Origin of the sequence: Dinoroseobacter sp. PD6 (assembly GCF_028807315.1) — a bacterium.
Lineage (GTDB): Bacteria > Pseudomonadota > Alphaproteobacteria > Rhodobacterales > Rhodobacteraceae > Dinoroseobacter > Dinoroseobacter shibae.
In genome coordinates this window covers 348,240-363,953 of sequence record NZ_JARAMN010000003.1, presented here as the reverse complement: position 1 = coordinate 363,953, position 15,714 = coordinate 348,240, and the positions used below count along the sequence as shown (strand labels likewise).

At 66.0% G+C, this 15,714-nt stretch carries 16 protein-coding genes; 5 read left to right on the top strand and 11 right to left on the bottom strand.

Features of this window, described 5'->3' with window-relative positions; genetic code table 11:
* Positions 1-10: 10 nt before the first annotated feature.
* The 8 genes from PVW48_RS07460 to fabD all read right to left on the bottom strand — a co-directional run bounded on the left by PVW48_RS07460 (position 11) and on the right by fabD (position 8,048).
* A complete protein-coding gene (locus tag PVW48_RS07460) occupies positions 11-271 on the bottom strand; it encodes a GTA head formation protein, RCAP_rcc01685 family (RefSeq protein ID WP_338020466.1) in 261 nt (86 codons plus the stop codon).
* A complete protein-coding gene (locus PVW48_RS07455) occupies positions 268-1,458 on the bottom strand; it encodes a phage portal protein (RefSeq protein WP_012178845.1) in 1,191 nt (396 codons plus the stop codon). Before PVW48_RS07455 ends, PVW48_RS07460 begins: the two co-directional genes overlap by 4 nt.
* A gap of 107 nt (positions 1,459-1,565) precedes the next feature.
* The gene (locus PVW48_RS07450; protein ID WP_274580887.1) at positions 1,566-2,930 is read right to left on the bottom strand and encodes a DNA-packaging protein; all 1,365 of its coding nucleotides are present in this window, start codon (positions 2,928-2,930) and stop codon (positions 1,566-1,568) included.
* Between the two features lie 446 nt (positions 2,931-3,376).
* Positions 3,377-4,531: an endolytic transglycosylase MltG gene (mltG, locus tag PVW48_RS07445; protein WP_274580886.1), complete on the bottom strand. Its 1,155-nt coding sequence runs from the start codon at positions 4,529-4,531 to the stop codon at positions 3,377-3,379.
* Positions 4,531-5,793, bottom strand: a complete 1,263-nt coding sequence (fabF, locus tag PVW48_RS07440; protein ID WP_274580885.1) for a beta-ketoacyl-ACP synthase II — start codon at positions 5,791-5,793, stop codon at positions 4,531-4,533. Before fabF ends, mltG begins: the two co-directional genes overlap by 1 nt.
* 164 nt (positions 5,794-5,957) lie before the next feature.
* Positions 5,958-6,191, bottom strand: a complete 234-nt coding sequence (locus PVW48_RS07435) for an acyl carrier protein (RefSeq protein ID WP_012178849.1) — start codon at positions 6,189-6,191, stop codon at positions 5,958-5,960.
* Between the two features lie 172 nt (positions 6,192-6,363).
* Positions 6,364-7,101, bottom strand: a complete 738-nt coding sequence (fabG, locus tag PVW48_RS07430; RefSeq protein WP_274580977.1) for a 3-oxoacyl-[acyl-carrier-protein] reductase — start codon at positions 7,099-7,101, stop codon at positions 6,364-6,366.
* Positions 7,101-8,048 (bottom strand): ACP S-malonyltransferase, encoded by a 948-nt coding sequence (fabD, locus tag PVW48_RS07425; RefSeq protein ID WP_274580884.1) that lies wholly within the window; start codon positions 8,046-8,048, stop codon positions 7,101-7,103. The genes fabG and fabD overlap by 1 nt, the downstream gene beginning before the upstream one ends.
* A gap of 160 nt (positions 8,049-8,208) precedes the next feature.
* On the opposite strand from fabD, the gene PVW48_RS07420 reads away from it, so the two are divergent.
* Entirely contained in the window at positions 8,209-9,411 is a 1,203-nt protein-coding gene (locus PVW48_RS07420) for a cytochrome b/b6 domain-containing protein (RefSeq protein ID WP_274580883.1), read from the top strand.
* Positions 9,412-9,473: 62 nt separating this feature from the next.
* On the opposite strand, the gene PVW48_RS07415 is transcribed toward PVW48_RS07420, so the two are convergent.
* Positions 9,474-10,058 carry a YceI family protein gene (locus PVW48_RS07415; protein WP_012178853.1) on the bottom strand — a complete coding sequence of 195 codons (585 nt, stop codon included), beginning with the start codon at positions 10,056-10,058 and terminating at the stop codon, positions 9,474-9,476.
* Between the two features lie 263 nt (positions 10,059-10,321).
* On the opposite strand from PVW48_RS07415, the gene rpsF reads away from it, so the two are divergent.
* The 4 genes from rpsF to PVW48_RS07395 all read left to right on the top strand — a co-directional run bounded on the left by rpsF (position 10,322) and on the right by PVW48_RS07395 (position 13,726).
* Positions 10,322-10,675 (top strand): 30S ribosomal protein S6, encoded by a 354-nt coding sequence (rpsF, locus tag PVW48_RS07410; RefSeq protein ID WP_012178854.1) that lies wholly within the window; start codon positions 10,322-10,324, stop codon positions 10,673-10,675.
* Between the two features lie 28 nt (positions 10,676-10,703).
* Complete coding sequence (gene rpsR, locus PVW48_RS07405) at positions 10,704-10,931, top strand: 30S ribosomal protein S18 (RefSeq protein ID WP_005982441.1); 228 nt, start codon at positions 10,704-10,706, stop codon at positions 10,929-10,931.
* A gap of 12 nt (positions 10,932-10,943) precedes the next feature.
* Positions 10,944-11,573 (top strand): 50S ribosomal protein L9, encoded by a 630-nt coding sequence (gene rplI / locus PVW48_RS07400; protein WP_274580882.1) that lies wholly within the window; start codon positions 10,944-10,946, stop codon positions 11,571-11,573.
* A gap of 191 nt (positions 11,574-11,764) precedes the next feature.
* Complete coding sequence (locus PVW48_RS07395) at positions 11,765-13,726, top strand: bifunctional 2',3'-cyclic-nucleotide 2'-phosphodiesterase/3'-nucleotidase (RefSeq protein ID WP_274580881.1); 1,962 nt, start codon at positions 11,765-11,767, stop codon at positions 13,724-13,726.
* Positions 13,727-13,792: 66 nt separating this feature from the next.
* Here the strand turns inward: PVW48_RS07395 and tig are convergent, their stop codons facing one another.
* The gene (gene tig, locus PVW48_RS07390; protein WP_274580880.1) at positions 13,793-15,121 is read right to left on the bottom strand and encodes a trigger factor; all 1,329 of its coding nucleotides are present in this window, start codon (positions 15,119-15,121) and stop codon (positions 13,793-13,795) included.
* A 165-nt stretch (positions 15,122-15,286) separates the two neighbouring features.
* Positions 15,287-15,598 (bottom strand): ETC complex I subunit, encoded by a 312-nt coding sequence (locus PVW48_RS07385; protein WP_012178858.1) that lies wholly within the window; start codon positions 15,596-15,598, stop codon positions 15,287-15,289.
* Positions 15,599-15,714 lie beyond the last annotated feature (116 nt).

The window sequence follows — 15,714 nt, the reverse complement described above, 5'->3', positions numbered from 1 at the left end:
GATGATGCTCCTATTGGGTGCTGACGATCGACTGGACCGCTTCCGCGAGGACTGCCCCGGCAACGCCCAGAATCGTGAGCCAGAGCCGCCGCTCCAGGCGCTCCAGCAAGGAATTCATGGCCTGCAAACGGTACTCCAGCGCCTCCCAGCGCTGCTCGGCAAGCCGTTCATTGGCCTCGATCTTGTGGGACGGCACGCAGTCTGCAGGCCGACACTCGAACGGCTCGTAGAGAAACCGCGATCCACCCCCGGGCTTGGACGGATCGCTCATGAGCAATCCATCTCCGCCGGCAGCCCGAGCAGAACCCGCTTCTCGGCATCGGTGAGAAAACTCGCCGTCCCGATCCGCGCCCATTGCGCGTCGCGCTCAGCGGCAAGGGCCGGGATCTTGTCCAGATCGGGCGCGACATTCACGGCGTCCCCCGACAGATCCGTCAGCCAATGACCCAGCGACGCGGTCACCTTCTGCGCCAAGGGCAGCACCGTCAGGCGATAGAACGCCCGGTGCGCCTCCTGGTAGTTGGCATAGGTCGCGTCCCCGGGGATCCCCAGCAGCATCGGCGGAACCCCGAAGGCCAGCGCGATCTCGCGTGCCGCAGCCTCCTTGGTCTTCTGGAACTCCATGTCCGAGGGGCTGAACCCCATGGGTTTCCAGTCGAGCCCGCCTTCCAGCAACATGGGCCGCCCCGCATTGCGCGCACCCTGGTGGTAGCTGTCCATCTCGTCGACCAGCCGCGTGTACTGCTCGGGCGACAGCGTATCGTCGCCCTCCGACCCCTTGTAGACCAACGCGCCCGACGGCCGCGCCGCATTGTCCAACAGCGCCTTTGACCACCGGGTCGCCGCGTTGTGGACATCCAGCGCCGTCGCCGCCGCCTGCATCGGGGACAGCCCGTAATGGTCGTCCTGCGGATGGAACGTGCGCAGATGACAGATCGGCGTGCGCCCCTCCTCGACCATGAACCGGTGCTTGTGCGCCCCGACCGAGTACTCATAGGCGCTCGGCCAGCCATCCGCGCCGGGAATGATCCGCACCCGGTCCGAGCGCAGCACATGCAACTCCGTGGGCAGCTCGGGCTTGGCGAACACCGCCTCCACGAAACCGTCGCCGGTCAGCAGGAGCTGCGCATAGAGCGCCTCGAAGAACTCCGCCCGCCCCTGCGCCTGGCTGGGCCGCGCCAGCAGCGTGATCAGCGGATGCGCCTCGTAGCGCCGCTCCGCATCCTGGAACGCCAGCGGCAGCGCCGCGGCGGCCTCCGCAATCATCTTGACCGCCCGAAACCCCACCGGATTGCCCGCGAACCCGTTGCGCGTCAGCGACCCCGAATCCCGCGGTGTCCAGGCAATCCGCCCGGAGCTGCCCATGGCCACAACCCGGCTCGTGGCCGACGCCTTGACCTCGGGCACGCGATCCGTCGCCGGTATGTCTTGTTTTTGTCGGAACAGATTGAACACCATGAAAGATGCTTCCTTTTGTTCAGGCAGCCGGAAAGACGCCATCCGCGCGCGGCGGTGACGTGGATTCTGGTGCGATCAGTGATGGACGCGGCAGCGCGCCCCGGGGCTCAGAGCGCGCGGATCTGAGGCTCGCTCTTGTCTTTCGGCGGGTCCAGCAGAAGCTCGGTCAAGGCCCAGACCAGGGCATCGACCCGATCCGGACTGCCCGAGCCCTTGAACCCGTGATTGGTCATCTGGCACATCTGGTCTTCCAGCGCGCCGAGACCGCGAACATGCTTCACCCGCCGCTGCTCATAGAGCGCCGCGACCGGCTCCGCACGGACCACCTTGCCACGGGTCGCCCGCACCGCCCGGTAGGGCAGCACGTCATCGAGTTGCCGCAGCACGGTCTCCACCAGGTCGCCGCCCTGGTTAACCTCGGCCACGACCCGCTCCGCCTCATGGCGCCGCGCGGCCTCCACGGCGGCCTCGGCCCATTGCAGCGGCGTACTCGCCGAGACGGTCGCATCCTCCAGCACATAGGCCGTCCAGCCGCGCCGCTCGCCTTGCGAAACCAACCCGGCCACGACGATCCCGCAAGCATCGGACCCCTTGTGCCCGGTGACCGGCGGATCGACCGCGACCACGATCCGGTCCAGTGGCGGAACGGTCTCGACCCTGTTGGCCTCGATCCCGGCACTGGTCCAGAGCGCGCCCTCGACATCGTCCAGAAGCACGCCATCGAGTTCCTGACGCCCCAGCCGTGTCCCGGCATAGCGCGCCCGGATTTCCTCCAGGAAACTCGCGGCCAGGTAGGCCCGGTTCGCCTCCGTCGGCGCGGTCGTCTTGACCGTGGAGCCGGTGGCAAGGATCTGTTTCAGGATCGTCGAGGGCCGCGGCGTGGTCGTCACGACCTGCCGCGGGTTGACGCCCAGGCGCAGCGCGAATTGCAACATGTCCCAGGTTTCTTCGGCATTCGGCCATTTCGCCAACTCGTCCACCCAGGCCGCATCGAATTGCGGCCCGCGCAGGGCCTCCGGATCGTTGGCCGAGTGGCATTTCGCGATCGCGCCGTTCGGCCAGACCAACTGCCGCCGGGTGCCCTGCCACTCGGGCTTCCGGTCCGCCGGGCTGCAGGCCAGAATGCCGCTCTCGCCGAAGATCATCACATCGCGCACCTGGTCATAGGTCTCCCCGACCAGGGCGACCCGCCGTGACCGTCCCGCATCCAGCGGGCGCGCGCCTTCGACCTCGGCGCGCACCCACTCGGCGCCTGCCCGGGTCTTGCCCGCGCCACGGCCGCCGAGAATGACCCAGGTCCGCCAGTCACCCTCCGGGGCGATCTGATGCGGCAAGGCCCAGAACTCGAACAGATGCGGCAAGGCCGCGATGGCATGGTCACTCAGGCTCTCCAGAAACGTCTGGGTGACTTCTGGCGGTTCTGAGGTCAGCCAGTCTGCGCCCGATTTCAGCGCGAGCTGCGACAAGGTCATAGGCTCCTGCGTGCAGTCCCCCGTTTTCCTTTGCGAGTTGCTCTGCAAGTCGACTTTCCTCCCTGAGTGCAATACCCGAAATCTCCCGCAACTCTTTCAAGAGCTTGCGGAATTCTCCGGCGCTGGTGTCATTTGGTGTTCCAGTACGCGCCAGTTCCTCTACACGGACAATGGCGCACTGAACGCAATTTCGCAGGTAAACAACCTGGTCTGTTGCGGCATCGAGAAAGCTACCTGGCTGGCAGGCTCCGGTCCCGGTGTCTCCGATCATGCTGAAGGGCCTCTCAGGCTTTTCCGCACGAGTAAAAGAAAAACGGCCGAGGTTTCCCTTGGCCGCTTACCCACTTTTTCTAGCTTGCCTGAAGGTATACTTTGGAGCGTTCGCCAAGTCAAACACTATCGCATAGGTTGCGCAACACCCAGCGCGCGCTGCCCCGCGAATTCGCTCAGTTCGCCTCCCGGCTGCGCTCGATCGCGCGCCACCGCGCCACGTTCTCGTTGTGCTCCGCAAGCGTGCGCGAGAAGGCGTGCCCGCCAGTGCCATCGGCCACGAAAAAGATGTAATCCGTCTCGGCCGGCTGCACCGCCGCGAAGATCGCTTCGCGCCCAGGATTGGCGATGGGCGTTGGTGGAAGCCCCGGAATAACATAAGTATTATAAGGCGTTGCCCCACGCAACTCGCTGCGCCGCAAGCCCCGGCCCAAAACCCCCACCCCATTGGTGATGCCATAGATCACCGTCGGGTCGGTCTGCAGGCGCATCCCCCGATTGAGCCGGTTCACGAAGACCGACGAGACCACCTCCCGCTCCTCCGGAACCGAGGTTTCCTTCTCGATGATCGACGCCAGGATCAGCGCCTCCTTCGGGCTTTCCAGCGGCAGCTCAGCGTCCCGCGCCGCCCAGGCCTGCGCCAGGATCCGGGTCTGCGCCTCCGACATCGCCGCAATGATATCCGCCCGATCTCCGCCGCGCGCGACCTCGTAGGTGTCCGGCGCCAGGCTGCCCTCCGGCGGCACCTCGGCGATCTCTCCGCTCAGGAAATCGGCCTTGCGCAACGCGTCCACGATCTGCCAGCTCGTCACCCCCTCGGCAATCGCCACCCGGTAGGCCATCGGCGTGCCCGCTGCCACCAGCTCCGCATAGGCCGCGGGCACCGGCTCGCCGGGTGCGAAACTGGCCACCAACTCGTCGCGGTCCTCCCCCGGAATCCGCTCGCGCAACCGCAGCTCCGCGTCGTCGACCCGGATCTGGTAAGTCGCCACGTAGCGGAACGAGGCCGCCCCCCCCGCGGTCAGAATATCCAGCACATCCGCCATGGAGGCGCCCGCCGGGATCTCATAACTCCCGAATTTCAGGTCGCCTTCCCGCTCGGTATATTGCGCGCCCAGCCGAAAGATCACCGCCGAGCTGACAGCCCCTTCCGCCTCCAACGCGTCCGCGATCCGCGTCAGGGACGCCCCCCGCGGCACCTCGAAGAAGATCGGCTCCGCCAGCGGCCCCTGCCCGGTAAAGGACCGCTGCCCCCAGGCAATCACCGCGACCAGCGCGAGAAACCCCACGATCAGCAGGGTCAGCATGTTGGACGCAAGCGCGCGCCACATCAGTCGGTGACCCGCGCCAGAACCAGGGAGGCATTGGTGCCGCCGAACCCGAAGGAGTTCGACAGCGCATAGTCGATCTTGCGCTTGCGCGCCGCGTTCGCGGCAAGGTCCAGCTTGCTCTCGACCGCCGGATTGTCCAGGTTGATCGTCGGCGGCGCCACCTGGTCGCGAATGGCCAGGATCGAGAAGATCGCTTCCACCGCGCCCGCCGCCCCCAGAAGATGCCCGACCGATGACTTGGTGGAACTCATGGTCGCGGTCTCGACCCCGGCGCCCAACACCCGCTCCACCGCGGCCAGTTCGATCACATCCGCCATGGTGGACGTCCCGTGGGCATTGATGTAATCCACCTGCGCGCCCTCGATGCCCGCCCGCTTCAAGGCCGCGCGCATGGACCGCTCACCGCCCTCGCCATCCTCCGACGGCGCGGTGATGTGATACGCATCCCCCGACAGGCCATAGCCCACCACCTCGGCATAGATCTTCGCACCGCGCGCCTTGGCATGCGCGTACTCTTCGAGAACGACCACCCCGGCCCCCTCGCCCATCACGAACCCGTCCCGGTCCGCATCATAGGGGCGGCTGGCCGACGCGGGATCATTGCCGCGCTTGGTGCTCAGGGCCTTGCAGGCGTTGAACCCCGCGATCCCGATCTCCGAGATCGGGCTTTCGGCCCCGCCCGCCACCATCACATCCGCATCGTCCAGCATGATCAGCCGCGCGGCGTCCCCGATCGCATGAGCCCCGGTGGAACACGCCGTCACCACCGCATGGTTCGGCCCCTTGAAGCCGAACCGGATCGACACCTGCCCGGAAACCAGGTTGATCAGCGCGCCGGGGATGAAGAACGGCGAAACCCGCCGCGGCCCCCGCTCCTTGAGCAGAACCGCCGTCTCCGCGATGCTGCTCAGCCCGCCGATGCCCGAGCCGATCATCACACCCGTGCGCAGCCTGCCATCCTCGTCTTCGGGCGCCCAGCCGGAATCCCGGACCGCCTGCTCCGCCGCCGCCATACCATAGAGGATGAACTCGTCCACCTTGCGCTGCTCTTTCGGCGGCATCCACTCATCGGGGTTGAACGTCCCGTCGCTGCCATCGCCCCGCGGCACCTCGCAGGCATAGGTCGTCGCCAGATGGCTCGCATCGAAGCGCGTGATCTGCCCCGCGCCGGATTGCCCGGCCAACAGACGCGTCCACGTTTCCTCGACGCCACTGGCCAGCGGCGACACCATTCCCAATCCTGTGACCACAACCCGACGCATGCTCAATCCTCACCGGTCTTTTTCTCCGCCACCTGATACACGCGGCACCTACCACGGGGCAAGCAACAAGCCGCAAGTCCAGCACGACCTCGCGCAGCCCCGACCCCGCAACGCAAAACGGCGCCCCGAGGGACGCCGACCTGCCTGTTCTGAAACGCCTGGGATCAGGACGCTTCGGAGATGAACTTCACCGCATCGCCAAAGGTCTGAATGGTCTCGGCGGCATCGTCCGGGATCTCGATGCTGAACTCTTCTTCGAAGGCCATGACCAGCTCGACCGTATCCAGGCTGTCCGCGCCGAGGTCGTCGATGAAGGACGCGTTTTCAACGACCTTGCTCTCTTCCACGCCCAGATGCTCCACCACGATCTTCTTCACGCGATCCGCTACGTCGCTCATGTTCATGTCCTCATTCGTGTTATCGGGTCTTCGCCCGGTGTCGTCTGTGCCGCCCAATACGGCGATGGTAGTCCGCAAAGCGGCAGGACCGGTCTCCCGCTCCAAAACTGCGCCGCCTATATCACATGGCTTGTCAAAGGCAAACGCTTTCGCGCCAGCCGCGCGGGATGGCTCAAATCATCGCCAACCCGCCGTTTACATGCAGGACCGATCCGGTCACGTAACCCGCCTCGGGGCTGGCCAGATAGACCACCGCCGCGGCGATTTCACCCGGCTCGCCCATGCGCCCCGACGGCACCTGCACCAGCAGCTTGTCCTTCTGATCGTCGGTCAGCTTGTCGGTCATCGCGGTGCTGATGAAGCCCGGCGCCACGGCATTGACCGTGATCCCGCGGCTCGCCACCTCATAGGCCAGCGACTTCGACATCCCCACCATCCCGGCCTTGGAGGCCGCGTAATTTCCCTGCCCCGGATTGCCGGTCGCGCCCACGACCGAGCTGATATTGACGATCCGGCCCCAGCGCGCCTTCATCATCCCGCGCAACACGCCCCGGCACAGCCGCATGGTCGAAGTCAGGTTGACGTCCAGAACGCTGGCCCATTCCTCATCCGACATCCGCATGAACAGGTTGTCGCGGGTGATCCCGGCATTGTTCACCAGGATATCGACCGACCCCATGACCGCGACCGCCTGCTTGGGCAGGGCCTCGACCGCGTCCGCATCGCTCAGGTTGCAAGGCAGGACATGGGCCCGCTCCCCCAACTCCGCCGCCAGCGCTTCGAGCGGCTCGACCCGCGTGCCGCTCAGCCCGACGGTCGCGCCTTGCGCGTGCAGCGCCGTGGCAATCGCCCCGCCGATCCCGCCGGAGGCCCCGGTGACAAGCGCCGTCTTGCCGGTCAAATCGAACATCATGCCGTTTCCTCACTTGTGGTGCAGACCTTGCGGACATCCTCAGAGGTGCCGATCGCCTGGGTCGCGATGCTGCGATCGATGCGCCGCACCATGCCGATCAGGGCCTTGCCCGCGCCGATCTCCCAGATCTCCGTCACGCCGTTCTGCGCCATCCAGCCCACGCTTTCGCGCCAGCGCACCGACCCGGTGATCTGCCGGAACAGCAGGTCGCGGATCTGTTCGGGCGCGGTGACCGGGGCGGCCAGCACATTGGCGATCACCGGCACGCGCGGCGTGGCGATCTCCACCGCGGCGAGCGCATCTTTCATTGTCTCCGCCGCGGGCGCCATCAACGCGCAATGGAACGGCGCGCTCACCGGCAGCAACACCGCGCGTTTCGCGCCGCGCGCCTTGGCCAGATCGACCGCACGCTCCACCGCCGCCTTGTGGCCCGAGACCACGACCTGCCCCGGGTCATTGTCATTGGCCGCCTCGCAGACCTCGCCCTGCGCGGCTTGCTCGGCCACCGCGCACACGGTCTCGAAATCCAGCCCCAGAAGGGCCGCCATGGCGCCCACGCCCACGGGCACCGCCTCCTGCATGGCCCGCCCCCGCGCCCGCAAGAGCCGCGCGGTATCGCCCACGCTGAGCGCGCCCGCCGCCGCCAGCGCCGAATACTCGCCCAGCGAATGCCCCGCCACGCAAGACACCTCCGCCCAGTCCAGCCCCTCGGCCTCCAGCGCCCGCAGCGCGGCCAGGGACGTCGCCATCAGCGCGGGCTGCGCATTCTCGGTCAGCGTCAGCCGGTCCGCCTCGCCGTCCCAGATCAGCGCGCTCAGCGCCTCGCCCAGCGCCTCGTCGACCTCCTCGAAAACGGCCCGCGCCGCCGGGTAAGCCTCGGCGAGATCGCGCCCCATACCGATAGTCTGTGCCCCCTGCCCGGGGAAAACGAAGGCTCTGCTCATGGAAACTCCTCATTCTGGCGTCCCGCCTCATACCCGAGCGGGCCTTGGCGTGCAATCTCCGCCCCCGGGTCCCAATCGCCGCACAACTCTTGTGCTCCGAGCGCCTTTGCCCCACGCGCCGCACTCGCTAGGTGAACATCGAACCGGCAAGGAGACCCCGATGGCCCTCACCAACGCGCACAACACCTACGGCAGTGTCAGCAAGACCCTGCACTGGCTCACGGTCGCGCTGATCCTGGCGCTGATCCCGCTGGGCATCATTGCCAACGACATGCCCTTCGCTACCGGGGAGGAGCTGTCGCGCAAGGCATTTGTCTTCTCGATCCACAAGACGCTCGGGGTCACCGCCTTCTTCGTCGCCCTGGCCCGCGTCGCCTGGATGCTGAGCCAACCCAAACCCGCCCCCCTGCATCCCGAGCGCCGGCTGGAAACTTTCGCCGCCGAAACCGTGCACTGGACCCTCTATGCCACGCTGTTGCTGGTGCCGATGTCCGGCTGGATCCACCACGCGGCCACCACCGGCTTCGCGCCGATCTGGTGGCCCTTCGGTCAATCCCTGCCCTTCGTGCCGAAATCCGACACGCTCGCCCATACCTTCGCCAGCCTGCACATCATCTTCGAGCGGGTTCTCGTGATCGCGCTGGTCCTGCACGTCGCGGGCGCGCTCAAGCACCGCTTCTTCGACCGCGACCTGACCCTGCAACGCATGCTGCCCGGCGCAACCGCTGCCGCCCCCGCGACCCCCGCCAAGCCCCACGGCCCCGCCCTGCCGCTGCTGGGCGCTGCCGGGGCCTTCGCCGCGGCGCTCGCCGTGAGCGCGGGGCTCGGGCTCTTCGCCCATGACGACGCCGCCCTCCTGCCGCAGGCCGAACTCGCCGAGGTCGCCTCCGACTGGACCGTCGAGGACGGCACCCTCTCGATCACCGTCACCCAACTCGGCGCGCCGGTCACCGGCACGTTCGAAGACTGGACCGCCGCCATCGCCTACGACCCCGACAGCCGCACGGGCGACGTCACGGTCACCGTCGCGATCCCCAGCCTCACCCTCGGCTCCGTCACCGCCCAAGCGCTGGGGGCGGAATTCTTCGCCGCCGACACCCACCCCACCGCCACCTTCGCAGCCGAGATCATCGGCACCGACGCGGGCCAGACCGCCGAGGGCACCCTGACCCTGAAAGGCAGCACCGTGCCGGTCACCCTGCCCTTCACCCTGAACATCACCGACGGCCTCGCCCGCATGACCGGCGAAACGCAAGTCGCCCGGCTCGATTTCGGCATCGGCACCGCCTACCCGGACGAAACCAGCGTGGGTTTCACCGTCACCATCGCGGTGGACCTGACCGCCCGCCGCACAGCCCCCTGAGCCGCACGAAAAAAGGGGCCCGCATCCCTGCGGACCCCCTGCCGATGGAACCGTGAGTGCGCTCAGTCGGCCAACATCGCCTCGATGGAGATCAGAACCTCGACCTCGTCGCTGACGAACGGCGCGAACGCCCCGACATTATAATCGGAACGCAGCAGCGTCGTGGTCGCGTCGAACCCGGCCCATTCCTTCTGGGCCATGGGGTGCATCCCGGTCTGGTTCAGCTTTGCATCCAGCACGACAGATTTGGTCACCCCGTTCAGGGTCAAATCCCCGGTGATCAGCGCGGTATCCTCGCCAGTGACCTCGATGGCCGTGGACGTGAAGCTGACCATGTCCTCGTCGTCATCCGCGCCGAAGAACTCGTCGGTCATGAAATGCGTGAACCGCTCTTCCCAGCCGGTGATCATCGACCGCACGGGCATGGAGACCGAGACGCTCGAGGCCGCCGGATCCTCGGCGTCGAACAGGATCTCGCCCTCGAAGCCCGAGAACATGCCATAAGTCGTGGAATAGCCAAGGTGATCGTAGCTGAAGACGATCTGGCTGTGGCTGGCGTCGAGCACGTAGCGCTGCGCATCGGCAAAGGCCGCCGTGGCGCCAAGGGCGAAGACACCGGCCAGTGCCGTGGTGCGGAGAAGGGTCATGATGGATCTCTCATGTTGATGAATACCTGGGCAGGATAAGAGCGCGCCGCGGGCGTTTCACAACCCCGCGCGCTCCAACATCTTCTGTGCGACCATGCGCAGAGACCGCGGCCCCGCCGCCCCGGCCATCGCCCCTTGCGTTCGACACCAGACCCCCTATAACGCGCGGGTCCCGTGTCATTGACCCTGCGTGGCCTCTCGTGTGCGGCTCGGGACCTTCGAAAGCCGCCCTATGAAACACGCGCAAAAGAACTGGAGAGCACATGCCGCTTTACGAGCATGTCTTTATCTCGCGTCAGGACCTGTCCAACGCGCAAGCTGAAAGCCTCGTCGAACATTTCGGATCCGTCCTCGCGGACAATGGCGGCAAGGTCGTCGACAGCGAGTACTGGGGCCTCAAGACGATGGCCTACAAGATCAACAAGAACCGCAAGGGCCATTACGCCTTCCTCAAGACCGATGCCCCCGCACCGGCCGTGCAGGAAATGGAGCGCCTGATGCGTCTGCATGACGACGTGATGCGCGTGATGACCATCAAGGTCGACGAGCACCCCGAGGGGCCCTCGATCCAGATGCAGAAGCGCGAAGAACGCGACAACCGTCGCGAACGCCGCTGACAGACGCTTGAGAAAAGGACGCTAAACCATGGCTGCAAAACCGTTTTTCCGCCGCCGCAAAGTCTGCCCCTTCTCCGGCGACAATGCACCCAAGATCGACTACAAGGACACCCGGCTCCTGCAACGCTACATCTCCGAGCGTGGCAAGATCGTGCCGTCCCGCATCACCGCCGTCTCGGCGAAGAAGCAGCGTGAACTGGCCCGTGCCATCAAGCGCGCCCGCTTCCTCGCCCTGCTGCCCTACGCCGTGAAATAAGGAGCCGAGCACATGCAAGTCATCCTTCTCGAACGCGTGGCCAAGCTGGGCCAGATGGGCGAAGTCGTCGACGTCAAGCCGGGCTATGCTCGTAACTACCTGCTGCCGCAGGGCAAGGCGCTGAACGCGTCCGAGGCCAATATCGCGCAATTCGAAGCGCAAAAGGCACAGCTCGAAGCGCGCAACCTCGAGACCAAGAAAGAGGCCGAAAGCCTCGCCGAGAAGCTCGATGGGCAGCAGTTCATCGTGATTCGCTCCGCCTCCGACGCCGGCGCTCTCTACGGCTCCGTGACCACGCGGGACGCGGCCGAGGCTGCCACCGCCGACGGCTTCTCTCTCGATCGCAAGCAGGTCTCGCTGTCCCGCCCGATCAAGGAGCTGGGCCTGCACACCGTGCACGTGACCCTGCACCCCGAGGTAACCGCCGACATCGTGCTGAACGTGGCCCGCTCTGCCGAGGAAGCCGAGCTGCAAGCCTCCGGCAAGTCGATTCAGGAACTGGCCGCCGAAGCCGAGGCAGAGGCTGAATTCGAGATCGCCGAGTTGTTCGACGATATCGGCTCCGCCGCCTCCGAGGACAGCGATCTGGTCGAAACACCGGAAGATCGCGCCACGGAAGAGGCAGAAGACGAACAGCCCTGAGGCATCGTCCTCTTTGACGGATCACAAGCCGCCCGCACCTTGCGGGCGGCTTTTCTTATGGCAAATTTACCGCAAGACCCTGCGGAATACCTGCCATGCAACTTCTGCATGAATCGCGACTATCACTTTCTGCTCGGGATTCTTACCATTCCATGCAACCCTAGGGTGATTCCGAGCACAGGATTTACCCGATGTTGAACCCCATGACCCGCCGGGAGTTTCTCGGCACCGCCGCTGGAGCCAGCTTGATCGCGCTACATCCCTATTCCGCCCGTGCCGCCGCCAACCAGGCACACCTGCGGATCATGGAAACGACCGATCTGCATGTGCATGTCTTTCCCTATGACTACTACGCCGACCGACCCCGCGACACCGTGGGCCTGGCCCGCACCGCTGCCCTGATCGACGACATCCGCGCCGAGGCGACAAATGCGCTCCTGGTGGACAATGGCGACTTCCTGCAGGGCAACCCGATGGGCGACTACATCGCCTATGAGCGTGGCATGAAAGAGGGGGACGCCCACCCGGTGATCACCGCCATGAACACCGTGGGCTTCGACGCCTCGACCCTGGGCAACCACGAGTTCAACTACGGGCTCGATTTCCTGATGAAATCCCTGGCCGGGGCCGAGTTCCCCGTGATCTCGGCCAATGTGGTCAAGGACATGGGCGCGGGCCCGCGCGACGACACCACGCTCATCGCGCCCTACGTGATCCTCGACCGGATGCTGACCGACGGCGCGGGCGAGACCCACCCGATCAAGATCGGGCTGATCGGCTTCGTGCCGCCCCAGATCATGAACTGGGACCGCAAGCATCTCGAAGGCAACGTGCAGGCCCGCGACATCCTCGAGACCGCCCGCGCCTACATCCCCCAGATGCGCGAGCAGGGCGCCGACATCATTATCGCGCTCAGCCATTCGGGCATCGGCTCGGCACAGGAAACCGACGGGATGGAGAACGCTTCCGTCCCGCTGGCCGGGCTCGACGGGATCGATGCCATCGCCACCGGGCACAGCCACCTGGTCTTCCCCTCCGCCACCTATGCGGACTATGCCGCCGTCGATGCCGAGGCCGGCACGATCCACGGCAAGCCCGCGACCATGGGCGGGTTCTGGGGCTCCCATATGGGCCTGATCGACCTGATGCTCGAACGCGAGGGCGGCGCCTGGCGCGTCGTCACCGCCGAGACCGAGGCGCGCCCGATCTCCCAGCGCAACGAGGACCGCTCGATCACCGCCCTGGTCGAGAGCCAGTACTACGTGCTGGCCTCGGTGCAGGAAGACCACGACGCCACCCTCGCCTATGTCCGCCGCGCCGTGGGCAAGACCGACGCGCCGCTGCACTCCTATTTCGCGCTGGTGGCCGATGACCCCTCGGTCCAGATCGTCTCCATCGCGCAAAGCTGGTACATCGCCGACATGCTGAAAGGCACCGAGTACGAAGGCCTCCCGATCCTGTCGGCGGCCGCCCCGTTCAAGGCCGGGGGCCGCGGCGGGCCGGAGTATTATACCGACGTGCCCGCGGGCGACGTGGCGATCAAGAACGTCGCGGATCTCTATCTCTACCCCAACACCGCCCGGGCCGTGCTGGTCACCGGCGCGCAGGTCAAGGACTGGCTCGAACGCTCCGCAGGCATGTTCAACCAGGTCACTCCGGGCGCACAGGACGCCGCCCTCCTGAACCCGGACTTCCCGAGCTACAATTTCGACGTGATCGACGGGGTCACCTACCAGATCGACCTCAGCCAGCCCTCGAAATTCGACGCCAAGGGCGAGATGCTGAACCCGGACGCCAACCGGATCGTGGACCTGCGCCACGACGGCGCGCCGATCGACCCCGATGCCCGCTTCATCATCGCCACCAACAACTACCGCGCCTCGGGCGGCGGCAGCTTCCCCGGCACCGGCGACACGGTGATCTTCGAAGGGCCCGACACCAACCGCGACGTGATCGTCCGCTACATCGTCGAACAGGGCACGATCAGCCCGCGCGCCGACGGCAACTGGCGCTTCGCCCCCCTGCCCGGCACCACCGTGTTGTTCGAAACCGGGCCGAAGGCCATCGACTACCTGGGCGAGGTCACCAGCCTGACCATCGCGCCGGCGGGCGCGGCCCCCGACGGGTTCATGCAGTTCCGCATCACCCTCTGAGCGCCCCCCAAAACGACAAAGGCCGCCCCACCGGGCGGCCTTCGCGTATCTCCGTCGGGCGCGGGCTCAGACTTCGTCGTCGAGCGCCTCGACCGCCTTCTGCAGATCGTCTTTCGAGATCTCCTTCTCGGTCACGGTGGCCAGCTCGAAGATGTAATCCACGACCTTGTCCTCGAAGATCGGCGCGCGAAGCTGCTGCTGCATCTGCTGGTTCTGCTGGATGAATTCGAAGAACTGCCGCTCCTGGCCCGGATACTGGCGCGCCTGCGCCATGATCGCCTGGGTCATCTCGGCATCGGTCACCTGGATCTCGTTCTTCTGGCCCAGCTCGGCCAGCAGCAGGCCCAGACGCACCCGGCGCTCGGCCAGCTTGTTGTGCTCCTCGGTCGGCTCGATCTCCGGGTGGTCGTGGCCTTCCACCTCCGGGTTCTCCTCGTGCCACAGCTGGTGCGCGATCTGGCCCGCCTCGGCGGCCACCAGGCTCGGCGGCAGCTCGAACTTGACCAGCGTGTCCAGCTCGTCCAGCAGCTTGCGCTTCATCACCGCGCGCGCGGCCCCGGCATATTCCGCCTCCAGCCGCTCGGAGATCTGACCCTTCAGGGTCTCCAGATCCTCGGCGCCGAACTGCTTGGCCATCTCGTCGTCGATCTCGGCCGCCTTGGGCGCCTTCACTTCCTTGATCTTGCACTCGAACACCGCGGCCTTGCCCGCCAGATGCTCGGCCTGGTACTGTTCGGGGAAGGACACGTCCACGTTCTTCTCTTCGCCCGCCGAGGTGCCGATCAGCTGCTCCTCAAAGCCCGGAATGAACGAGTTCGACCCGAGAACCAGCGGATAGTCCTCCGCGGCCCCGCCCTCGAACGCCTCGCCATCGACCTTGCCGAGGAAATCGATCACCACCTGGTCCCCGTCCTCGGCAGCGCCCTCCTTGGTCTCGAACGACTTGGCGTTCTCGGCCAGGTTCTGCAGCGCCTCGTTGACGGCCTCCTCATCGGCCTTCACGACCAGCTTTTCCAGGGTCACGGTGCTGAAATCGGTGTCCGGCACCTCGGGCAGCGCCTCGTAGGACATGGCGACCTCGATATCGTCGCCCTCTTTCCAGTCCTCGTTGGTCATCTTGATCTCGGGCTGCAGCGCCGGACGGTCGCCGCTGTCCTCGAAATGCTTGGCCATGGCGCCGTCGATGGTCTCCTGCATCGCCTCGCCCAGCAGCTTCTGGCCGAACTGCTTTTTCAGCAGCGCCATCGGGACCTTGCCCTTGCGGAAGCCCTTCATCTCGATCTCGGGCTGCGCTTCGGACAGCTTCTCGTTGACCTTGGCGTCCAGCTCGGCTGCGGTGACGGTGATCGAATAGCCGCGCTTCAGGCCTTCGTTGAGGGTCTCGGTGACGTTCATGTCATCCCCTATCGGTTCAGTTCGGAAAAGCCGGGGGATCCCCCGATCCGGCTTGCAAATCAGGCGCCGTTCTATGACCGCAGGTCCATGGGCGCAAGGGGGGAATCCGACGTGCCCGGCCCCTGTCCGGGCCGCCCCGCCATCCGCTGCGACCGCGCCTCGGGGTCAGTGGGTCCAGACGGTGCGCCGGTTGGTGGCGAAGTTGTCGCCATAGCCGCCGGGGCGGATATTCGGCTTGCGTTTCTTGGGCTCGGTGATCGTGACCTCCAGCCCGTGCTCCTTGGCATAATCCAGCGCCGCCTCGCGGGTGTCGAACCGCAGCTTGACCTGACTTTGCGTGTCGGAGGACGATGTCCACCCCATCAGCGGGTCGATCGACCGGGCATCCGCCGGGGCAAACTCGAGCACCCAGCCCTTGGTCTTGGCCTGACCCGAGGACATGGCAGTTCTGGCTGGCTGGTAAATCCGCGCGCGCATTCGACTTCTCCAACAATGGTGCGTGTATATTGCGGGCAATCTCGCCATTCACAAGTCCCGGATCGTGCGACCGAGAGACGCGAAGGTCTTCACACAGCTTTTTTTGGGGGGGTACA